Here is a 16,688-nt window from a genome sequence, read left to right as displayed (position 1 = left end):
ACGCCGCCATCGGAGCCTACGTCCGCTGGCGCAACACTCACGCGAAACCGAAGACAAACTTCGCCCCAGACTCAACGATCCGAACATGGACTCATTACCCCGCCAAGGCAGCGTGACGAGCCACTAGTACCGACGTGGCGCAAGGCCACTGCACGCCCCGCCCCGGGCCCCCGCCGAGTTGGCAGGAGCCCGCGCCGGGGAGCGCCGAGCAGGTCCGGAACCTGTCTTCGACGGGCGGCCGCCGGGCCGACAGCGCTCACCGTCCGCTGTCGGCCCGGCGGCCCCGCCTCACTTCAGGTGCCGGTCGTAGAACCGGCCCCCGTCCTCCAGCTCGAACCACGGGGTACCGACGTGTCCGCCCATGTTGGCGTGCAGCGTCTTCTCCTTGGTGCCGAAGGCGTCGAACAGCTCCAGGGCCCGCTGCCGGGGGTTCCCCTCGTCGTCCCACTGCAGCAGGAACAGCAGCGGAACGGTGACCTGCCGGGCCTCCTCGCGCTGGGCGCGGGGCACGTAACCCCCGGCGAAGAACCCGGCGGCGGCAATGCGCGGCTCGGCCACCGCCAGCCGGATGCCGAGGGCGGTCCACCCCGAATACCCGACCGGGCCGCCGATCTCAGGCAGCGCGAGGAGGGCGTCCAGGGCGGTCCGCCATTCCGGGACCGCCTTTTCGACCAGCGGGCCGATGAAGGACTCGAAGATCCCGTCGACCGGCTCGCCGGCCTGCATCGCCCGGCGGAGGTCGGCCCGAGCCTGCTGGTCGGCGGCGGAACGGGGCCGGTCACCGCAGCCGGCGGCGTCGATGGAGGCCACCGCGTAGCCCTGCGCCGCGGTGTGCCGGGCCCTGGCCACCAGCCGGGGTTCCCCCTTGGGCAGGCCGTTGTTGTGGGCCATGAGGATCAGCGGCGCCGCTGCCGCGGATTCGGGCGTCCACAGGGTGCCGGGGATCTCGCCGAGGGTGAATTCGCGCTCAAGGAGGCCGTCGTCGAGACGCCTCTCAGAAGTGAAGTCCATGGTCGTGCCTTTCGGGAGTGCTGTGAACGGCGCTCCCGGACGACCTATCGCCCGACCGTGACCCCGGAGGAGAGCACCCATGTCGATACTGCGTTCACGGGTACCACCTCCTCGTTCTCTCGCACGGCCTCCGGAAACGTAGCAGTGGCCACCGCGGTCCGCCAACCGACTTTTCCGGTGACCCCGTGGTCGATGGCACGGAGCCGGGACCGTGCACGGGGCACCGGGAGCCTCCCCGTGGCCCCCGAGCTGACGCCCGGCGACGGCGGACGGGACGAGGGCTGTCGGCCCACGTCAGAGGGGCGGTACCCCCCGCGAACAGGCCGGACTGCGCGACGTCGAGGCCGAGTTGGAGCGCGTGAAGGTGCGGCGGTAGGCGGTGGGGGTGGTGTCCAGTGCGCGCCGGAAGTGCAGCCGCAGGTTGGCCGCCGTGCCCAGCCCGCAGTCCCGCGCCACCTGCTCCACCGAGCGGTCCGTGGTCTCCAGCAGTTCCCGCGCCCTGCCGAGCCGGGCGTTGAGCATCCACTGCAACGGGGTCGTGCCCGTCTCCTCGGTGAACCGGCGCATGAAGGTGCGCTGCGAGAGGCCCGCGTGCCGGGCGAGCACGCGCAGCGTGAGCGGCTCGCCGAGCCGGTGCAGGGCCCATTCCCGGGTGCCGGACAGCGACGCCTCACCGGCCACCGCGACGGGAGCCGGCACGTACTGGGCCTGCCCGCCGTCTCGGTGCGGGGCGGCGACCAGACCGCGGGCGATCTGGTTGGCGACCTCCGCGCCCAGGTCGCGGCGCACGATGTGCAGGCACAGGTCGATGCCGCAGCACACCCCGGCCGAGGTGAGCACGTCGCCCTCGTCGACGTAGAGCACGTCGCGGTCGACCGTGACGGCCGGGAAGTCCCGCTCGAACGCGTCGAGGTGCTTCCAGTGGGTCGTGGCGTGCAGCCCGTCCAGTACGCCCGCCGCGGCCAGCGCGAACGCGCCCGTGCAGATCGACACCACACGCGCGCCGCGGTCGCGGGTTTCGGCCAGTGCGGCGAGCGCGGCGTCCGGCAACGGGAGGATCGGTTCGAATCCCGGCACGATCACGGTGTCGGCGGTGCGCACCTGTTCCAGTCCCCCGGCGGCGATCAGGGCGAAGCCCGCGGTGGTGGCCACCTGCGCCTCCAGCGCGCACAGGGTCACCTCGTAGGAGGTTTCCGGCCGGGTGGTGAAGATCTGCGTCGGGATCGCCAGATCGAGCGGGGTGACCCCGTCCAGCGCCAGAACTGCTACTCGATGCACTGTCATGGCAAGAATCTATCGAAGTATGGAATTTTTGCCTCTCACCAGGTCAGGGCGGTCACGGCCAGGCTGAAGACATGACCGCACCTACCCACGAGGCGACCGCCGACCCGATCACGCTGCCCGGCACACCGCTCGCAGACGCCGTCATCGACCTCATCCGACCGGTGGAAACGCCGTCCGTCTTCAACCACAGCATCCGCACCTACCTCTTCGCCCGGCTGGTTGCCGGCCGCCTCGGCCTGGCCGTCGGCCACGACTACGACGACGACGTGCTGTTCGCCGCCTGCGCCCTGCACGACCTCGGCGTGGCCTCGGACGGCCCGCACACCCAGCGCTTCGAGGTCGAGGGCGCGGACCGGGCCGCCGCGTTCCTCATCGACCGCGGAGTGCCCGCAGCCGACGCCGACCAGGTCTGGCAGGCCATCGCCCTGCACACCTCCCCGGGCATCGCGGAACGCCGCGGCACGCTGTGCGTACTCGTCCGCGCAGGCGTCACCCTCGACTTCGGCGGCCCCGTGGGCGCCGACCACCTCGACGACGTCACCGACGAGCAGGCCGACGCCGTGCACGCCGCCTACCCACGCCTCGACATGGTCCGCTCACTCACCGACGCGATCGTCGCGCAGGCCGCGAACAACGCGAAGAACGCACCCCGGTACGCGATCCCCGGCGAATTCCTCCGCGAACGCGAGACCTTCGGCCGGACCCGACTGGAGCACGCCAGCCGTACGTCCCGCTGGGGCAATTGACTCCACGGACTCCACTCCCCCGTCAACGAAGAAAAGGAATCCCCGCAATGACCGTCCACACCGTCGAAGTCCCCGAGGACAACGCAGTCTTCGGGACGACCACCGCCGCCTTCGCGAGCTTCGGCTATTCCGCAGCGGTCCGCGCGCACGGCCTGTTGTTCATCGCCGGCACGATCGGTCGCCGCGCCGACGGAACCATCCCGGACACCATCGAAGAACAGACCGAGATCGCCATCCGGAAGATCGAAGAGATCCTTCGCCTGGAGAACCTCGACACGTCCGCCCTCGTCGACGTCACCAGCTACCACGTCGACATCCGCCAGCATCTGCCCGGCTTCGTCGAGACCAAACAGCGCCTCGTCGCACCGCCCTACCCGACCTGGACGATCATCGGCGTCAGCGGCCTCGCCAGCCCGGGCCTCCTCGTCGAAATCCGCGCGACCGCCGCGTATCCCGACGCCTCCCGGTAGCCCGCCACACCGCCCCCGAAGCCCTGCGCCCCGCGTCACGCGCCCGGCCCGACAAGGACGCCCGCCGGGCCGGGCGGACGGGGTCACTTCGGGGGCTGCAGGCCCCAGCCCCGGATGGTGTCGTCGATCAACGAGTCCAGCGGCCAGAAGTCCCCCAGCGAAGGGAAGACGAGCACGGCCACGAACAGCAGGACGCCGACCAACATCAGCCGCAGCGGGAATCTCCAGCCCCACTCCCAGTCGTCGAACCGCCCCCAGGCGAAGGCGTGAACCGCGCGCAGGCCAACGCAACCCAGCAGGCTCCCCAGAAGGAACGAAACGAACCAGAGGGCATCGTTCACCAAGTAGGTGTAGGGCAACTCCCTCGGCGGGGTGCTGTGCACCGCACGGATCCCCAGCCCGTCAAACATCATCACCCCGTACAACACCACCACCAGCGCCGTCAGCGGCACGTACGGCCAGCGCCGGACGAGGTGATCGACCCGGGCACCGAGATCCACGGACGCCGGCGCGGCGCCCACGCCTTCGACACCTCCACCCGCACCCGCACCGGCACCGGCACCGGCACCGGCATCGACATCCACGTCCACATCTCTGGCAATGTCCTCGCCCGCGGAATTGTCCGCGAGCTGTCCGCGGACAATCCGCTGGTGAACCACTGGCAGGTCAAGGCGGATCCGCAGGTCGTCGAGGGCGACGCGAGCCTGGGCGAGGTAGGTCTCGCTGTCGGACAGCAGTCGGTCGCACTCCTGCGCCGTCAAGGTGGACGAGTCCGCCTGCCGAGGCTGTCCCTGCGGCAGGGACAGGCCAACCGGCCAATCACCGGGAGCGAGCAGACGGCGATAGAGCTCCCCCTGGGCGTGGGCGGCGAGGTGGACGTCCTCGGCTTCGTCACGAGCCTGCCGGGCCTCCGCCAGCCGCTGCTCGGCCAGCTGCAACCGCACCTGATACAGGCGCCGCCGGTCGACGGCGGCCTGCTCTTCCAGTTCCTGGTACCGCTGCCGGACCCCTTCGTACTGAGAAGTGAGGTTGCCGACGACGTTCAGCAGCATCATCACCAGCTGCATGGCGCCGAGCAGGGTCTTCTGGGCGTCGATCTGCCCTTGCCGGGCCTCGTCCAGGCGCTCGCGCAGCTCCCCTGCCGGCAGTCGTCGCACGGCCTCGGGAAGTTTCCCCGCGGCGGCCTGCTCGGCGCGCTCCAGCAGCCGCAGCCCCTCGGCGACCTTCTTCGCCTGCAGCCGCGGTTCGCGGACGAGTTCCTGCACCAGCTGCTTGATCAGCCAGTCGGGGATGCGCCGCGTCCCGTTGCGGAACTCGGCCCACTTCGTCTTGTTGTAGGGGAAGCGCTCGCCCAGCTGCCGAGTGGTCAGACCGCGGGTGAGGTTCTTCAGCCAGCGGGCCAGCGCGGCGTCCTCTTCGGTCTCCGCCCGCAGGACCGTGGGACGGCCCCGCCCCCGACCTCCGGAGCCCTTCGCGGCATCCATGGCCCCTCCCCTACGCAGTACCCCGTATTTGTCCGCGACCGACCTGCGCCGTCGGGTTCCGCCTGAAGTGGACAAGTGGATCAGGAGGCACGGTCACTTCACAACAACTCCCACCGATTCCCCGGAGGTTGAACCGTGAAGCGCACCACCTGGCCCTACGCCGTCACCGCCATCGTCGCCCTCGCCATCCAGACCGGCTGGGCTCCGCAGGACGTACTGCCCCTGGTGACGACCCTCCTCATCCTGATCGGCCTGGTGATCTCCATCGACAACACGCCACCGCAGTGAAGCAGCCTGCCCACATCCGGGCGCGTACCCAACACGGCGCGTGCCCGGAGCAGTTGGCCTGTGGAATAGACCGGCCCGCCGAAGTCCCAGGCGGCCTCCCGCGCGCCACCGGCCCTGTGGGCAGAACGGCGGGCGCCGTTCGGCCAAGCCGCCTTGATTCACCCTTTTGAGGTAGATCACCAACTATCGGCTCGGAATGCCTAATCTCCTTGTAAAAAAGGGGAGTTCGCCGATTTCTTGCGAGGGAAGGGCTCCCGATGTCTCGCCGATTCATGCGCTATGCCACTCTTGCGTCCGCTGCCGCGGTCGCGTCCGTCGGTTCACTGCTCGCCGCCCCTGCAGTGGGGGCGATCGCCGCGGCTGACGCGCCGGTGATCGTCACCTCGGGCTGGTCCGGGCGGGCCCAGACCGCCTATGCGACCTGCCCGGCAGGCACCACCTTGGTGGGCGGCGGTTACGACTCCAAGCCGGTGCACCTCGGCAACGGAGCGAACGCCGACGCGGTCAACGCCAACGCCCCCTCCACATCAAAGCCCAACACCTGGGCCGTGCGCATGGACGACGGCACCGCCAACGCGTATGCCATGTGCAGCAAGGACTCCGGCCAGGCACCCCTCGTCGTCACCTCCGACTGGTCGGGCCCCGCCGAGACCGTGTACGCCACCTGTCCGGAGGGCACCACACTGGCCGGCGGCGGATACGACTCACAGCCCGTTCACACCGGCAACGGCGCCATCGCCGATGCCGTCAACGCCAACGCCCCCTCCTCCTGGAAGGCGAACACCTGGGCCGTCCGCATGGACGGCGGCAGGGCCAGGGCCTACGCCATGTGCACCAAGTGAGGGCAGGCGCACAGCGGCAGTTGGTGGTGGCGTGACGTATTGAAAGGGTCCCTTCCTCATTGAGGAAGGGACCCTTTCGGCGGAGCGCCCGGCAGCCTTGCACCTGCATCTCCCACCACGGAACCCGGGGTGACAGCCCCACCGCACGCCCACTGCGCATGCCGAGCAACCCTCCGGACGATCAACACCCTCGTTCGTATTCGACCTGGTCAAGAGGGTTCCCATCGCCGAAGTCGTGGGTGCGTGCGGTGCCACACTCGATGAAGCCGCGCTTGGTGTAGAAGCGACGGGCTTGCGGAGTGTCGCGCAGCGTCCACAGGTGTACCTGGGCGAACCCGTCGTTGCGCAGGTGACGCAGCGTCTCGGTCATCAGTGCGGTGGCGATGCCGCTGCCCCAGCTGTCGGGGTGGCTGAAAAAGGTGTGGATCTCGGCAAACCCCGGCCGGGTCGCGGAGGGTCCAGAGACGGACATCGCCAGCGGACGGCTGTCGTGTTCGGCCAGCAGGATCGTCGGCGCTCCCTGCGCGAGCCTTTCGTGCCATCGCGTTCGTCTGCTCTGCACCGCACGTGCGGCGAACTCCGGGGCGAAGAAGGGAGCGTAAGCCGCCTCCCAGGCCGTGGCGTGGATCTCGCCGAGGATGTCCCCGTCGTACTGGCAGGCGCGTCGAACCGTGAACATCCGACCAACCTATCCGTCATGCCGCCCAGACCGCCTCCGAATTCACGCCGAGCACTTGAGCCTCGCCAAGGACAAGACTCAGCCCGGAAGGCCGGCCCAACTACACACCGCGCTCCGGCCTGAAATGAGCCACGCCGCCGACGAGTTGTCCGAGTGCGCACGCCGCGCATCCTGCCGTGTCCTGCCGCCCCGTTCTGGCCAATGAGCGGTTCCGTACTGCGAAAGCGACCGGCCCGGGTTGCCGGGCGCCCACGCCCGTCACGTGGAGGCATGACGAGGAGAGCGCAGCGCGCCGTCGAGCCAGGCCCTGCCGGATTCGTCCTCAAGACCAGGTCGGCGACGGCGTACGCGCGATCACGGCTTACGCCGGGGCTTTCAGGGCCGGCGGGTCAGAAGGTCCGACGGGCTGACGCCACGGGGAGCGGGCGCGCCCGAAGCCCGTCGGCTCAGGCATTGAGGGCATGCCCGGTGGTTGAGTCCACGTGGTCCGGGATCTCGTCGTGGCGATCACCCACGGTCGGTGTCCCGGCAGGTTCGAACATGAGGATTGCGGCGCCGGACGGAGCGTACGGCTTGTGCTCCGTGCCTCGGGGGACGGTGAAGACCGCGCCCTGCGAGAGCAGGACGGTGCGTTCCCCTTCGGGCTCACGCAGGCAGATGTGCAGCTCGCCGTCGAGTACGAGGAAGAACTCGTCGGTGTCGTCGTGGACGTGCCAGATGTGTTCCCCCTCGACCTTGGCGACGCGGACGTCGTAGTCGTTGACACGCGTGACGATGCGGGGGCTCCACAGGGCGTCGAAGGAGGCCAGGGCCTTGCTGAGGGGAATGGGTTCGCTGCTCATGGGCCCATCGTGAGCCGTTTCGCACGGCGGGCGTGAGTGCTAGGAATTGCACATGTCGAAAGAATCCTCGCAGGCAGTTCACGCGGCGGGCCCCCATCGGATCGTCGTCATCGTGGACGAGAACTCGAACCCCTTCGAGCTCGGCTGTGCGACCGAGGTCTTCGGTCTTCGCAGACCGGAGATCGGCCGGGACCTTTACGACTTCAGGCTCTGCTCCCCCGAACCCCGCACCCTGATGCGAGACGGATTCTTCACGCTCACGGGGGTCGTCGATCTGGAAGCGGCCGACGCGGCGGACACCTTGATCGTCCCCAATCGCCCGGACATCGAGATGCCCCGCCGTCCCGCCGTGCTCGATGCCGTCCGGCGGGCACACGCTCGCGGCGCGCGCCTGGTCGGCTTCTGCAGCGGCGCCTTCACCCTGGCCGAGGCCGGAGTCCTCCACGGGCGCCGGGCCACCGCGCACTGGCAGTGGGCGGATTCCTTCCGGGCTCGCTTCCCCTCCGTCCGGCTCGAACCGGACGTGCTGTTCGTGGATGACGGCGACATCCTCACCGCCGCGGGCAGCGCGGCTGCGCTCGATCTTGGGTTGCACATAGTCCGCCGCGACTATGGTGCGGAGGTCGCCAACTCCGTGAGCCGACGGCTGGTCTTCGCAGCGCACCGGGATGGTGGGCAACGGCAGTTTGTGGAACGCCCCATGCCCGACCTGCCAGACGAGTCCCTTGCGCCTGTCCTGGTTTGGGCCCAGGAACGGTTGGACTCACCGCTCACCGTTTCTGATCTTGCGGCGCGTGCGGCGGTAAGTCCGGCGACACTGCATCGCCGCTTCCGGGCGCAACTGGGCACAACGCCGCTGACGTGGCTCACGGGGGAACGACTTGCCCTGGCGTGCCGGTTGATCGAACGAGGTGAATCCCGCTTCGAGATCGTCGCACGGCGCAGCGGGCTTGGCACCGCTGCTAATTTGCGCACGCTGATGCGCCGCGAGACCGGTATCACTCCATCGGCATACAAGCGCCGGTTCGGGCCGGAAATGAATTGACGGTGGGCACCTCTTTCCTCCGAACCACGAGAACGCGCTTCACCGTCGACTGTCGCCGGAGGCGAGTCCGAGGAAACTGCCGCACCTCGCCCGCAGCGGAATAGGAGTCTCCGAACGGGTACGTGGACGATCTCGCTGTCGGGCTCAGGGGCCAGCTCCTGGTCGTCGTCGACGTTCTTCTCGAACTCCGGCCCGGGGGCCGGTGCGACGGGGCGGGCGGGCTACCGGTGGAGTGACCGAGACGTCACCGTCGGGCCTCAGGCTTCGGCTCCGGCGAAGTAAGCGACGACCGCCTGCCATGCCCACCCCCACTCCCGCTTGCGGACCCAGGCTCTGGTCGTCACATCCGAGTGCAATTGCCGTGCGGTAGACGCCCGCCGCTCCGCTTCTGGGGCCCTGGGCGTGGCGACGGCTGCCGCGACCTCGCGGCTGGGCACGACGGTCGAGTTGCCGATGCCCACACCGGGTCAGTCCCGCCCCAAGTCCAGCAGTAGGGTGTCGTCGCACCACGGCTCGGCACAGGCGTGCTGGCGTGGTAGCGCACGGCCGATTGGCGAGCTCACCAATTCCGAGATCGGAGTGCCAGCTGTAGTTGCCTTTCAGGCACCGGGTCGTGAGCAAGGAACGTCGACGCCGCGGGAGAACTCGCGTAGCCAGGCGCCCAGGCCAGTGCAGGAGGTCTACTACGTGGGGAGGTCGCACTACTCGTGAGACGAGCCTTGAGAGGATCATGTCGAGGATGACGATCGCGGACATAGCCATGGTGACGGGCGCGAACCAGGGGATCGGGCGAGAGGTGGCCCGGCAACTCGCAGCTGCGGGCATGGTGGTCTATCTCGGTGCCCGAGATCTGGAACGGGGCCGTGCTGCCGCACGGGAGTTGTCGCCTGAAGGCGACGTGCGGTTCGTGCCTCTGGACGTGGCAGACCAGTCGCAGGGCGACGCTGCGGCCCAAACGATCGAGGCAGAGTGGGGCAGGCTCGACGTACTGGTGAACAACGCGGGCATCGGCGGCACCCGCCCGACAGTGGAAGAGACCACCGCAGACGATTTCGCGGAGGTCATGGACGTCAACCTGCTCGGCGCTGTCCGGACCACGCACGCCCTTCTGCCTCTGTTGCGCAAGGCCCGGCGTCCGCGCATCGTGAACGTCACGAGCGGCCGCGGGTCGTTCACCATCAACGACGACCCACAGCGTATGGAATCCCAGTTGCAGGGCCTGGTCTACCCGGTCTCGAAGGCGGCCTTGAACATGCTCACCTACCAGTACGCCCGCGCCCTGCCCGGCTTCCGCATCAACGCCGTCGATCCGGGGTTCACCGCGACCGCGCTCAACAACCACACCGGCACCAGCACGCCCGCGCAGAGCGCCGCGACCATCGTGCGCCTCGCCCTGGCGATCGACGGTCCCAGCGGACGTCTCTTCGACTCCACAGGTCAGATCGGCTGGTAGCGCAATTCGCCGACTTGGGCCACTTCACCCGGCCCGCTTTCCAGTCACACACCGACGAGCCGTCAAAGCCGCCGACCTTCCCGGTCACATCTCCAAGGTCCTGATTCACTGCATCAGCAAGGGAATCGGAAAGGACATCGCCGGCACGACGGCCGAGACGCTCACGTGGCTGCTGCACCCTCGCCATGGCGCGGACCCCAAGCGGTTCTTGCGCGTGGACCAGTGCGACGTCACGGCCTACGCCGTCGCCGCACCCCAAGGCGAATGGGGCAGGCGTGAGCGGCCGCCCCCGCCCCGCCGCACTCGTGCCGCTACGGGCCCCATCCCCCCTCCCTACTAGGGCAGTTCGCCGCGTACCAGGGCCTCGGCGAACGGCTCTCCGGTGGTCTGGGCGTAGGTCATGCGTTCCCGCACTTCCCTGCGGGTGCGGGGGCGGTAGCCCGGGCCTCCGCAGCAACTCTTGTGGAAGCGCACTCCGGCGTGGAGCAGCACGGAGAGCGTGCGCCAGGCGGAGGTGTCCCGCCTCTTGGGCGCCGCGAAGGCGGAGCCGACGTGGATCAGTGGTTCCGCGCAGCGTGGACAGACCCGGTCGTGGTCGTAGTGAGCGGGGTGGGGCTGCTTGTACGAAGCGCGGCAGGGCAGGCACACGTATGAGGTCTTTCCAGACGGCATGGAGCAAGCGTAGAGCGGCCAAAGGCCTGCCAGTCACCGCCGCTCGTCCGTACCGCCTCCACCCCACGAGTAACGGAACAACGCGGTGTGGCCAGTAACCGCCGTCCGGTCGGTGAGGGTGCGGCGCACACGGCGCCGAGCGTGCCGGCAGCGGCGGTCGACGCCCAGTACCCCGCACCCCACCCACGTGCAGGTTCAGGTGCAAAAGCGAAGCGCAGCCCGATCAGCACCCCGGCCGTTCGCTCAGGCCAAGGAGAGGAACAGCTTTTCCAGTCGGGCGCGCATGCGGTCGCGGTCGTCGGGGGCGGCCGGGTCGACGTCGGTCAGGCAGTGTTGCAGGCCCGTGGCGATGATCGCGAAGCCGGCGCGGTCCAGTGCGCGGGAGGCCGCGGCGAGCTGCGTGACCACCTCCTCGCAGTCGCGCCCGTCCTCGATCATCTTGATCACCCCGGCGATCTGCCCCTGGGCCCGGCGGAGCCGGTTGAGGACCGTCTTCAGTTCGTCGGCCGCCATCGTCAGTTCCACGAAACCTCCCGTTGGTATACCCCTGTGGGTATTCTACGAGAGGGGGGCCACCCATGAGAACGGAACGATCTCCATGAGCACTGCTGCCGAACTCACCCCGGACGAGGCCCGTGCCCGCCTGGGCGCGCTGACCGTCGTCGACGTGCGCACGCCCGGCGAGTACGCCACCGGCCACCTCCCCGGCGCGCACAACGTCCCGCTCGATCACCTCGACGCGGCGCTGGGCGCCCTGCGGAGCGCGGCCGAGCGTGGCGAGTTGCTCGTCGTCTGTGCCTCCGGTGTCCGCTCCGCCCGGGCGCACCAGCGGCTGGCGGAGCACGGCGTTCCGGCCCGCACGCTCGCTGGCGGCACCGAGGCCTGGGCTCGGCTCGGGCACGACGTCCACCGCCCGGCACGGGCGCGCACCGCCTGGGCGATGGAGCGGCAGGTGCGGCTCGCGGCCGGCTCGCTCGTGCTGGCCGGCCTGCTCGTCGGGCGCCGCCGGGCCGCCGCCCGCTGGCTGTCCGCGGGCGTCGCCGGGGGCCTGGTCTTCTCCGCCGTCACCGACACCTGCGGCATGGCCCGCGTGCTCGCCAAACTCCCCCACAACCGGCCCCGCGCCGTCGATCTGGACGCCACGCTGGCCGCCCTCGGCGGCTGAGGTCGCTCGCTCGCCTGGACGTCCCGCACCCTCCCTGTGTTAAGAAAGCGTCAAGGGAAAGTCAAGAAGAGTGCAGCGAGGAGTGGGGAACGCGTGACGGGGCGGGAGCTGCCCGAGGAATTCCTGGCCGGGTACGCGGGGGTCCTCACCGATGTGGCACGGACCGGGCGACGGCTGAGTCGCGAGGAACTCCAGGCCCGCCGCGCCGCTGGCGAACGGGCCGCGGAGGCGGGACACAGCCTGCGGGTGCTGGTCAACGCGCATCTCGCCGTCGCCCGGGCGGCCTGGCCGCGGTCCGCCTCGGCACCGGCCGACAGCGTGCTGGCCGCGCTCGCCCAGGCCGTGGACGCGCTGGCCGGCGGCTACGAGCGGGCCCAGCACCTCGCGGTGCGCCAGGAGGAGGCCGCGCGGCGGGAGTTCATCGACGACCTGCTCTACGGGGGCAGCGACCTGGGGCGGCTGGCGGAGCGGGCGGAACGTTTCGGGCTGCGGCTCTCGCACGCCCACGCCGTCGCGGTGGCCGAGGGCCCGGCGGCGTACACGGACGCCGACCCGGTGGTCCGGCGGGTGGACCGGGCGCTGGTGGGGCGGTTCGGGGACCGGCAGCTGCTGCTGACCACGAAGGAGGGTCGGTTGATCTGCATCGCCCCGGGCGATCCGGCTCAGGTGTTGGCGCACTTCGCGCACGAGGCGCGCGCCGCCACCGGCGGCGGCCGGGTCGCGGTCGGGCGGACGCACGGCGGCGCCCGGGGCATCGTCCAGTCCTACGAGGAGGCGCTCAACGCGCTGGAGCTGGCCGAGCGGATGGGGCTCGACGATCCCGTGCTGCACGCCGCCGACCTGCTGGTCTACCCGGTCCTCACCCGGGACCGGCAGGCCATGGCGGACCTGGTGCACAGCACGCTGGGCCCGCTGCGGGAGGCCCGGGGCGGGGCCGGGCCGCTGTTGGAGACCCTCGCGGTGTACTTCGACTCGGGATGCATAGCGGCGGAGGCGGCCCGGCGGTTGTCGTTGAGCGTGCGGGCGTTGACCTACCGGCTGGCGCGGGTGCACCAGCTCACCGGCGCCGACCCCGCCGATCCGGTGCACCGGTACACCCTGCACACGGCCGTGATCGGCGCCCGTCTGCTGGACTGGCCCGCCCGGGAGCTGTGAGCCGGGGGCGGTGCCCCGGGAGCCGTGCGCGGGCGGCCGGGCCGCGGGCCGTCAGTGGATGAGGCCGAGGACGAGCAGGACCGCGCCGGCCAGGGCGGCGAGGCCGGCGCCGATGCCGTAGCCGAGCACCCGGTGGTTCTCGGCGCGCAGCAGTTCCTCCTCGGACTTGAGCGAGAGCACGAAGACGCCGCCCTCGGCGGGCGCGCCCAGGGCCAGTCCGCCGCCGGTGTCACTGGCCTCGCCGTGGACGTAGCAGCGGCTGCCGGGCCGGACGATCCACTCCTCCCGCCGGTAGCCGAGGGTGCCGTTGCCGCCGCCGAGGTTGAGGCTGAGCGGGCCGATGTTGAGGCGGTTGCCGCCGTCGGCGTGCGGGTCGAAGCGGTCGAGGACCTTCTCCGCGCCGATGAAGTCCTCGTCGCCGGGTCGGATCACCAGCCGGCCGGTGGCGTCCTCGACGAAGAAGGCGGTGGAGCTGGTGTGTGCGGAGACCACCTCGGTGCTGGTCCGGCGGCGGCGGTTGCCGTTGCCGTCGCGGTACCGCTCCTCGTACTTGCGGGTGATCTTGTGCCGGTGCCAGACGCACTCCGCGTTCTCCAGCTCGGAGCGGAGCGCGCCGTTCTTGTGCGGGCGGGCCTGGCCGACGACTTCGCAGCGGTAGCGGAAGTGTCCCGCGCCGGCGGCCGTGGCGGCCGCCTCGTGCAGGGCCCGGACCTCCTCGACCGGGAGGGTTTCGGTGCGCTCCATGACGCGGGCCCGGGTGTTGGCCAGGCGCGCCAGAAAAGCGCAGCAGCCCGCCACCACCAGGCCCACCAAACCCACCCAGATCACAACGTCTTCCCTCCGCCCGGTTCCGCCTCGGTCGCGCGACCCTACCCGGGGTCGCCGGCACCGGGGCAATCGAGGGGCGTGGGCCGGGGGCGGCCTCCTAAGCTCGCGGCATGACCCATGACATGTCCACTACATTCCTGTGGTTCGCCGATGTCGCCGCGCTCATCAACGTGACACCGGGCCTGGACACCCTGCTCGTCCTGCGCACCTCCGTCGCCCACGGCCGGACCGGCGGGCGGGCCGCCGCGCTCGGCATCCTGGCCGGGTGCCTGGCCTGGGGCGTGGCCACCGCCGTCGGCCTGACGGCGCTGCTGACCGCGTCCCGGGTGGCCTTCGACGTGCTGCGGATCGGCGGCGCCGGCTACCTGGTGTGGCTGGGCTGTTCGGCCCTGTGGCAGGCCCGGCGCCGCCCGGCCGGCGACGCGACGGGCGCCGGCACGGCCGTGGCGGCCGCACCGGCGCCGGCGCCCGCGGCGGCGCCGGCGCCCGCGGCGGTGCCGGCCTCGACCGGGCAGGCGCGGCGGGCCGCCTTCCGGGCCGGTGTCGGCACCAATCTGCTCAACCCCAAGGCAGGCATCTTCTACCTGAGCCTGATCCCGCAGTTCGTCCCGCACGGCGCCCCGGTGTTCCGCACGACCCTGCTGCTCACCGCGGTCGACGTCCTCGAACTGGCGCTGTGGTACTGGATCGTCACCACGACCGCCGCCGCCCTGGGCGAGCGGGTCCGCCGCCCGTCTTTCCGGCGGCGGATGGAGCAGGTCGGCGGCGTCGCCTTCTTGGGGTTCGCCGCCAACCTGCTGCTCGCGGAACGGGCCTAGGGAGCCGCCCGGTTCAGGCCGCGCCCTGCTCCTTGCGGCGCCGGAGGGCGAAGAAGGTGCCGGTGGCGCCGGCCGCGACCGCGGCGGCGGCGATGCCCACGGGCACGACGGGGAAACCGGACGGGTCGTCGACGGCCGCGGCGTTCTGCATCGCCGGGCCCGCGGTGATGCTGGTGCGGACCGGCTTGACCGGGCGGATCGGGCCGACGGACTTCACCGAACCGTCGGCGTTCAGCAGTACCTGCTTGCCGTTGGGGTGCCGGAAGTCGAACATCGAGGTCAGCGCGCCGGCGCGGGCGTCGAACGAGGCGTCACCCAGGCGCCCGGTGTGCCAGTTGTCCTCGATGAACTTGATGATCGAGGTCTGCTCGGTGGCCGTGTGGTCGATGTGGTTGGTCTTGCTGTAGGGGGAGATGACCAGCAGCGGCTGGCGGGTGCCCGGGCCGCAGCGGTCCTGGTAGCCACCGGCGGCCGCCGGTCCGGACTGGCAGGCCGGGCTGTCGGTGGACTTGCCGTTGGAGCCGGCGGCGGTGTCCTTGGAGCCGTTGCGCGGCTTGGCGAAGGTGTGGTCGTACCAACCGTCCGAGTCGTCGTAGGCGACGACGACGGCGGTGTCCTTCCACTGGGGCGCCTGCTGGATGCGGTTGATCTGGTCGACGAGGAAGTGCTGTTCGTCGATCGGGTCGGAGTTGCCGGCGTGGCCGTCCTGATAGGCGGGGGCCTTGAGGAAGCTGACGGCGGGGAGCTTGCCCGCGCGCAGGGCCGCGTCGAAGTCGGTCAGGTCGTAGTTGTGGTTGGCCTGGCCGGCGTGGCCGATCTCGTCGACGCTCTTGGGCGGCAGGTGGTGCGGGTTGGCCGTGGACTTGTAGTACTGGAACGGGGCGTGGTGCGGGCTGTAGTCGACGACGGCCGCTCCCCCGACGTTGGCGTGCGTGGTGCCGCCGCACTTGGCGTAGTGGCCCTGCTGGCCGTTCCACGGGGTGCTGGGCCGGAAGCCGCCCTGGAACCAGCCCCAGCTGACCTTGCGGGCGTTGAGCAGGTCACCGATGTTGCGGCCCTGCATGGCGGCGAGCGCGCTCTTGCCGGTGTGGTCCTTGTTGGCGCAGTCGTCGTAGGCCGGGTCCGGGTCGTTGATCATCGTGCCGACGCCCTTGGCGTCGGGCGACTGGACGGCGTAACCGTCCGGCTTGGCGGTCTGCTTGGGGTCCTCGGTGCCCGAGGCCGGGTCGGTGGAGATCACGCCGTGCGTCTGGCCGGAGACCAGGTTGATGGCGCCCGGGCTGGAGGGACCGTAGACCGAGCCGAAGGAGCGGTCGTTGAGGGCGTAGTGCTGGGCGTAGTTCCACAGGCCGGTGACGGTGTTGCCGTCGTAGTAGTCCATCACCAGGCCCGGCTCGCCGAAGAGACCGCCGGAGCACTTCCCGGAGTCGGTGTTCTGCACGAACGCGTCGGCCTTGCCGCCGTTGTAGGCGTACTGCTCGGGGCCGTACTCGTGGTTCTGGTCGCAGGTCATGGCCTGCTGCGGGGTGAGCCGCTTGGGGAGGTACTGGTTCGGGTTGTGCTTGAGCAGCCCGGCGGTGCGCAGGTTGTCGACGTCCCGGGGGGTCTTCGGGGACGGGGTGAACTTCGTCCCGTCGGTGTTGGCCGCCTGGGGGTAGGTGGCGAAGTAGTGGTCGAACGAGATGTTCTCGTCGAAGAGGACGACCACGTGCTTGATGGGGGTGGCGGTGCCGGAGGGACCCGGGTGCGGGCCGCCGGCGGCGAGGGCGGGGGCTCCCCCGCCCAGCGCGGCGAGCGCCACGGCGCCGGTCACGGCCCCCACGATCCGTATCGCTTGGCTCTTTCCCCTGTTGGCCATCTGGTTCTCATCCTCCGGGCGGTTTCCAATTGCTCCGTACGGCCGGAT

Annotated in this window: 18 protein-coding genes; 9 read left to right on the top strand and 9 right to left on the bottom strand. The window is 70.5% G+C overall.

Translation table 11 applies throughout. From position 1 onward, the window contains the following. Positions 1–288 precede the first annotated feature (288 nt). The gene (locus tag ABD385_RS23080) at positions 289–1,011 is read right to left on the bottom strand and encodes a dienelactone hydrolase family protein (protein WP_344579218.1); all 723 of its coding nucleotides are present in this window, start codon (positions 1,009–1,011) and stop codon (positions 289–291) included. A 294-nt stretch (positions 1,012–1,305) separates the two neighbouring features. Then, the gene (locus ABD385_RS23075; protein WP_344579216.1) at positions 1,306–2,295 is read right to left on the bottom strand and encodes a GlxA family transcriptional regulator; all 990 of its coding nucleotides are present in this window, start codon (positions 2,293–2,295) and stop codon (positions 1,306–1,308) included. A gap of 71 nt (positions 2,296–2,366) precedes the next feature. Between ABD385_RS23075 and ABD385_RS23070 the strand changes: the two genes are divergently transcribed. Then, positions 2,367–3,041 carry an HD domain-containing protein gene (locus ABD385_RS23070; RefSeq protein WP_344579213.1) on the top strand — a complete coding sequence of 225 codons (675 nt, stop codon included), beginning with the start codon at positions 2,367–2,369 and terminating at the stop codon, positions 3,039–3,041. Between the two features lie 47 nt (positions 3,042–3,088). Beyond that, positions 3,089–3,511 carry a Rid family hydrolase gene (locus ABD385_RS23065; RefSeq protein ID WP_344579211.1) on the top strand — a complete coding sequence of 141 codons (423 nt, stop codon included), beginning with the start codon at positions 3,089–3,091 and terminating at the stop codon, positions 3,509–3,511. An 83-nt stretch (positions 3,512–3,594) separates the two neighbouring features. On the opposite strand, the gene ABD385_RS23060 is transcribed toward ABD385_RS23065, so the two are convergent. Continuing rightward, positions 3,595–4,995, bottom strand: coding sequence for a hypothetical protein (locus ABD385_RS23060; protein WP_344579209.1), 1,401 nt, complete (start codon positions 4,993–4,995; stop codon positions 3,595–3,597). Positions 4,996–5,130: 135 nt separating this feature from the next. On the opposite strand from ABD385_RS23060, the gene ABD385_RS23055 reads away from it, so the two are divergent. Further along, positions 5,131–5,283, top strand: coding sequence for a hypothetical protein (locus tag ABD385_RS23055; protein WP_344579207.1), 153 nt, complete (start codon positions 5,131–5,133; stop codon positions 5,281–5,283). A gap of 257 nt (positions 5,284–5,540) precedes the next feature. Then, complete coding sequence (locus tag ABD385_RS23050) at positions 5,541–6,125, top strand: hypothetical protein (RefSeq protein ID WP_344579206.1); 585 nt, start codon at positions 5,541–5,543, stop codon at positions 6,123–6,125. A gap of 181 nt (positions 6,126–6,306) precedes the next feature. Here ABD385_RS23050 and ABD385_RS23045 read toward each other — a convergent pair whose 3' ends face one another. Next, positions 6,307–6,804 carry a GNAT family N-acetyltransferase gene (locus ABD385_RS23045; RefSeq protein ID WP_344579205.1) on the bottom strand — a complete coding sequence of 166 codons (498 nt, stop codon included), beginning with the start codon at positions 6,802–6,804 and terminating at the stop codon, positions 6,307–6,309. A 446-nt stretch (positions 6,805–7,250) separates the two neighbouring features. Continuing rightward, positions 7,251–7,646 (bottom strand): cupin domain-containing protein, encoded by a 396-nt coding sequence (locus ABD385_RS23040; RefSeq protein ID WP_344579204.1) that lies wholly within the window; start codon positions 7,644–7,646, stop codon positions 7,251–7,253. A 52-nt stretch (positions 7,647–7,698) separates the two neighbouring features. Between ABD385_RS23040 and ABD385_RS23035 the strand changes: the two genes are divergently transcribed. Then, positions 7,699–8,691: a GlxA family transcriptional regulator gene (locus ABD385_RS23035; RefSeq protein WP_344579202.1), complete on the top strand. Its 993-nt coding sequence runs from the start codon at positions 7,699–7,701 to the stop codon at positions 8,689–8,691. A gap of 739 nt (positions 8,692–9,430) precedes the next feature. Continuing rightward, entirely contained in the window at positions 9,431–10,144 is a 714-nt protein-coding gene (locus ABD385_RS23030; protein ID WP_344579200.1) for an SDR family NAD(P)-dependent oxidoreductase, read from the top strand. Positions 10,145–10,480: 336 nt separating this feature from the next. On the opposite strand, the gene ABD385_RS23025 is transcribed toward ABD385_RS23030, so the two are convergent. Together ABD385_RS23025 and ABD385_RS23020 are read right to left on the bottom strand one after the other, a co-directional pair. Continuing rightward, a complete protein-coding gene (locus tag ABD385_RS23025; protein ID WP_344579198.1) occupies positions 10,481–10,816 on the bottom strand; it encodes a deoxyxylulose-5-phosphate synthase in 336 nt (111 codons plus the stop codon). 243 nt (positions 10,817–11,059) lie between these two features. Beyond that, positions 11,060–11,341 carry a metal-sensitive transcriptional regulator gene (locus tag ABD385_RS23020; RefSeq protein ID WP_344579197.1) on the bottom strand — a complete coding sequence of 94 codons (282 nt, stop codon included), beginning with the start codon at positions 11,339–11,341 and terminating at the stop codon, positions 11,060–11,062. Positions 11,342–11,414: 73 nt separating this feature from the next. Between ABD385_RS23020 and ABD385_RS23015 the strand changes: the two genes are divergently transcribed. Both ABD385_RS23015 and ABD385_RS23010 read left to right on the top strand, forming a co-directional pair. Beyond that, positions 11,415–11,981, top strand: coding sequence for a rhodanese-like domain-containing protein (locus ABD385_RS23015; RefSeq protein WP_344579196.1), 567 nt, complete (start codon positions 11,415–11,417; stop codon positions 11,979–11,981). Between the two features lie 93 nt (positions 11,982–12,074). Next, positions 12,075–13,136: a PucR family transcriptional regulator gene (locus ABD385_RS23010; protein ID WP_344579194.1), complete on the top strand. Its 1,062-nt coding sequence runs from the start codon at positions 12,075–12,077 to the stop codon at positions 13,134–13,136. A gap of 51 nt (positions 13,137–13,187) precedes the next feature. Here ABD385_RS23010 and ABD385_RS23005 read toward each other — a convergent pair whose 3' ends face one another. Beyond that, positions 13,188–13,964: a GIDE domain-containing protein gene (locus ABD385_RS23005; RefSeq protein WP_344579191.1), complete on the bottom strand. Its 777-nt coding sequence runs from the start codon at positions 13,962–13,964 to the stop codon at positions 13,188–13,190. 110 nt (positions 13,965–14,074) lie between these two features. Here ABD385_RS23005 and ABD385_RS23000 point away from each other — a divergent pair, with 110 nt between their 5' ends. Beyond that, entirely contained in the window at positions 14,075–14,782 is a 708-nt protein-coding gene (locus ABD385_RS23000) for a LysE family translocator (RefSeq protein ID WP_344579188.1), read from the top strand. A 13-nt stretch (positions 14,783–14,795) separates the two neighbouring features. Here ABD385_RS23000 and ABD385_RS22995 read toward each other — a convergent pair whose 3' ends face one another. Next, complete coding sequence (locus tag ABD385_RS22995; protein WP_344579186.1) at positions 14,796–16,640, bottom strand: phospholipase C; 1,845 nt, start codon at positions 16,638–16,640, stop codon at positions 14,796–14,798. Between the last annotated feature and the right edge of the window lie 48 nt (positions 16,641–16,688).

Origin of the sequence: Streptomyces lunalinharesii (assembly GCF_039532155.1) — a bacterium.
GTDB lineage: Bacteria > Actinomycetota > Actinomycetes > Streptomycetales > Streptomycetaceae > Streptomyces > Streptomyces lunalinharesii.
Note: the sequence above shows the minus strand (reverse complement) of the source record. Positions and strands in the feature narration are given on the sequence as shown.

Bases quoted from the DNA above. Each gene is read 5' to 3' on its own strand.
- ABD385_RS23025 (WP_344579198.1), bottom strand. From the start codon at position 10,816: ATGCCGTCTGGAAAGACCTCATACGTGTGCCTGCCCTGCCGCGCTTCG.
- ABD385_RS23040 (WP_344579204.1), bottom strand. From the start codon at position 7,646: ATGAGCAGCGAACCCATTCCCCTCAGCAAGGCCCTGGCCTCCTTCGAC.
- ABD385_RS23065 (WP_344579211.1), top strand. From the start codon at position 3,089: ATGACCGTCCACACCGTCGAAGTCCCCGAGGACAACGCAGTCTTCGGG.
- ABD385_RS23075 (WP_344579216.1), bottom strand. From the start codon at position 2,295: ATGACAGTGCATCGAGTAGCAGTTCTGGCGCTGGACGGGGTCACCCCG.
- ABD385_RS23080 (WP_344579218.1), bottom strand. From the start codon at position 1,011: ATGGACTTCACTTCTGAGAGGCGTCTCGACGACGGCCTCCTTGAGCGC.
- ABD385_RS23000 (WP_344579188.1), top strand. From the start codon at position 14,075: ATGACCCATGACATGTCCACTACATTCCTGTGGTTCGCCGATGTCGCC.
- ABD385_RS22995 (WP_344579186.1), bottom strand. From the start codon at position 16,640: ATGGCCAACAGGGGAAAGAGCCAAGCGATACGGATCGTGGGGGCCGTG.
- ABD385_RS23070 (WP_344579213.1), top strand. From the start codon at position 2,367: ATGACCGCACCTACCCACGAGGCGACCGCCGACCCGATCACGCTGCCC.
- ABD385_RS23050 (WP_344579206.1), top strand. From the start codon at position 5,541: ATGTCTCGCCGATTCATGCGCTATGCCACTCTTGCGTCCGCTGCCGCG.
- ABD385_RS23035 (WP_344579202.1), top strand. From the start codon at position 7,699: ATGTCGAAAGAATCCTCGCAGGCAGTTCACGCGGCGGGCCCCCATCGG.
- ABD385_RS23015 (WP_344579196.1), top strand. From the start codon at position 11,415: ATGAGCACTGCTGCCGAACTCACCCCGGACGAGGCCCGTGCCCGCCTG.
- ABD385_RS23030 (WP_344579200.1), top strand. From the start codon at position 9,431: ATGACGATCGCGGACATAGCCATGGTGACGGGCGCGAACCAGGGGATC.
- ABD385_RS23045 (WP_344579205.1), bottom strand. From the start codon at position 6,804: ATGTTCACGGTTCGACGCGCCTGCCAGTACGACGGGGACATCCTCGGC.
- ABD385_RS23060 (WP_344579209.1), bottom strand. From the start codon at position 4,995: ATGGATGCCGCGAAGGGCTCCGGAGGTCGGGGGCGGGGCCGTCCCACG.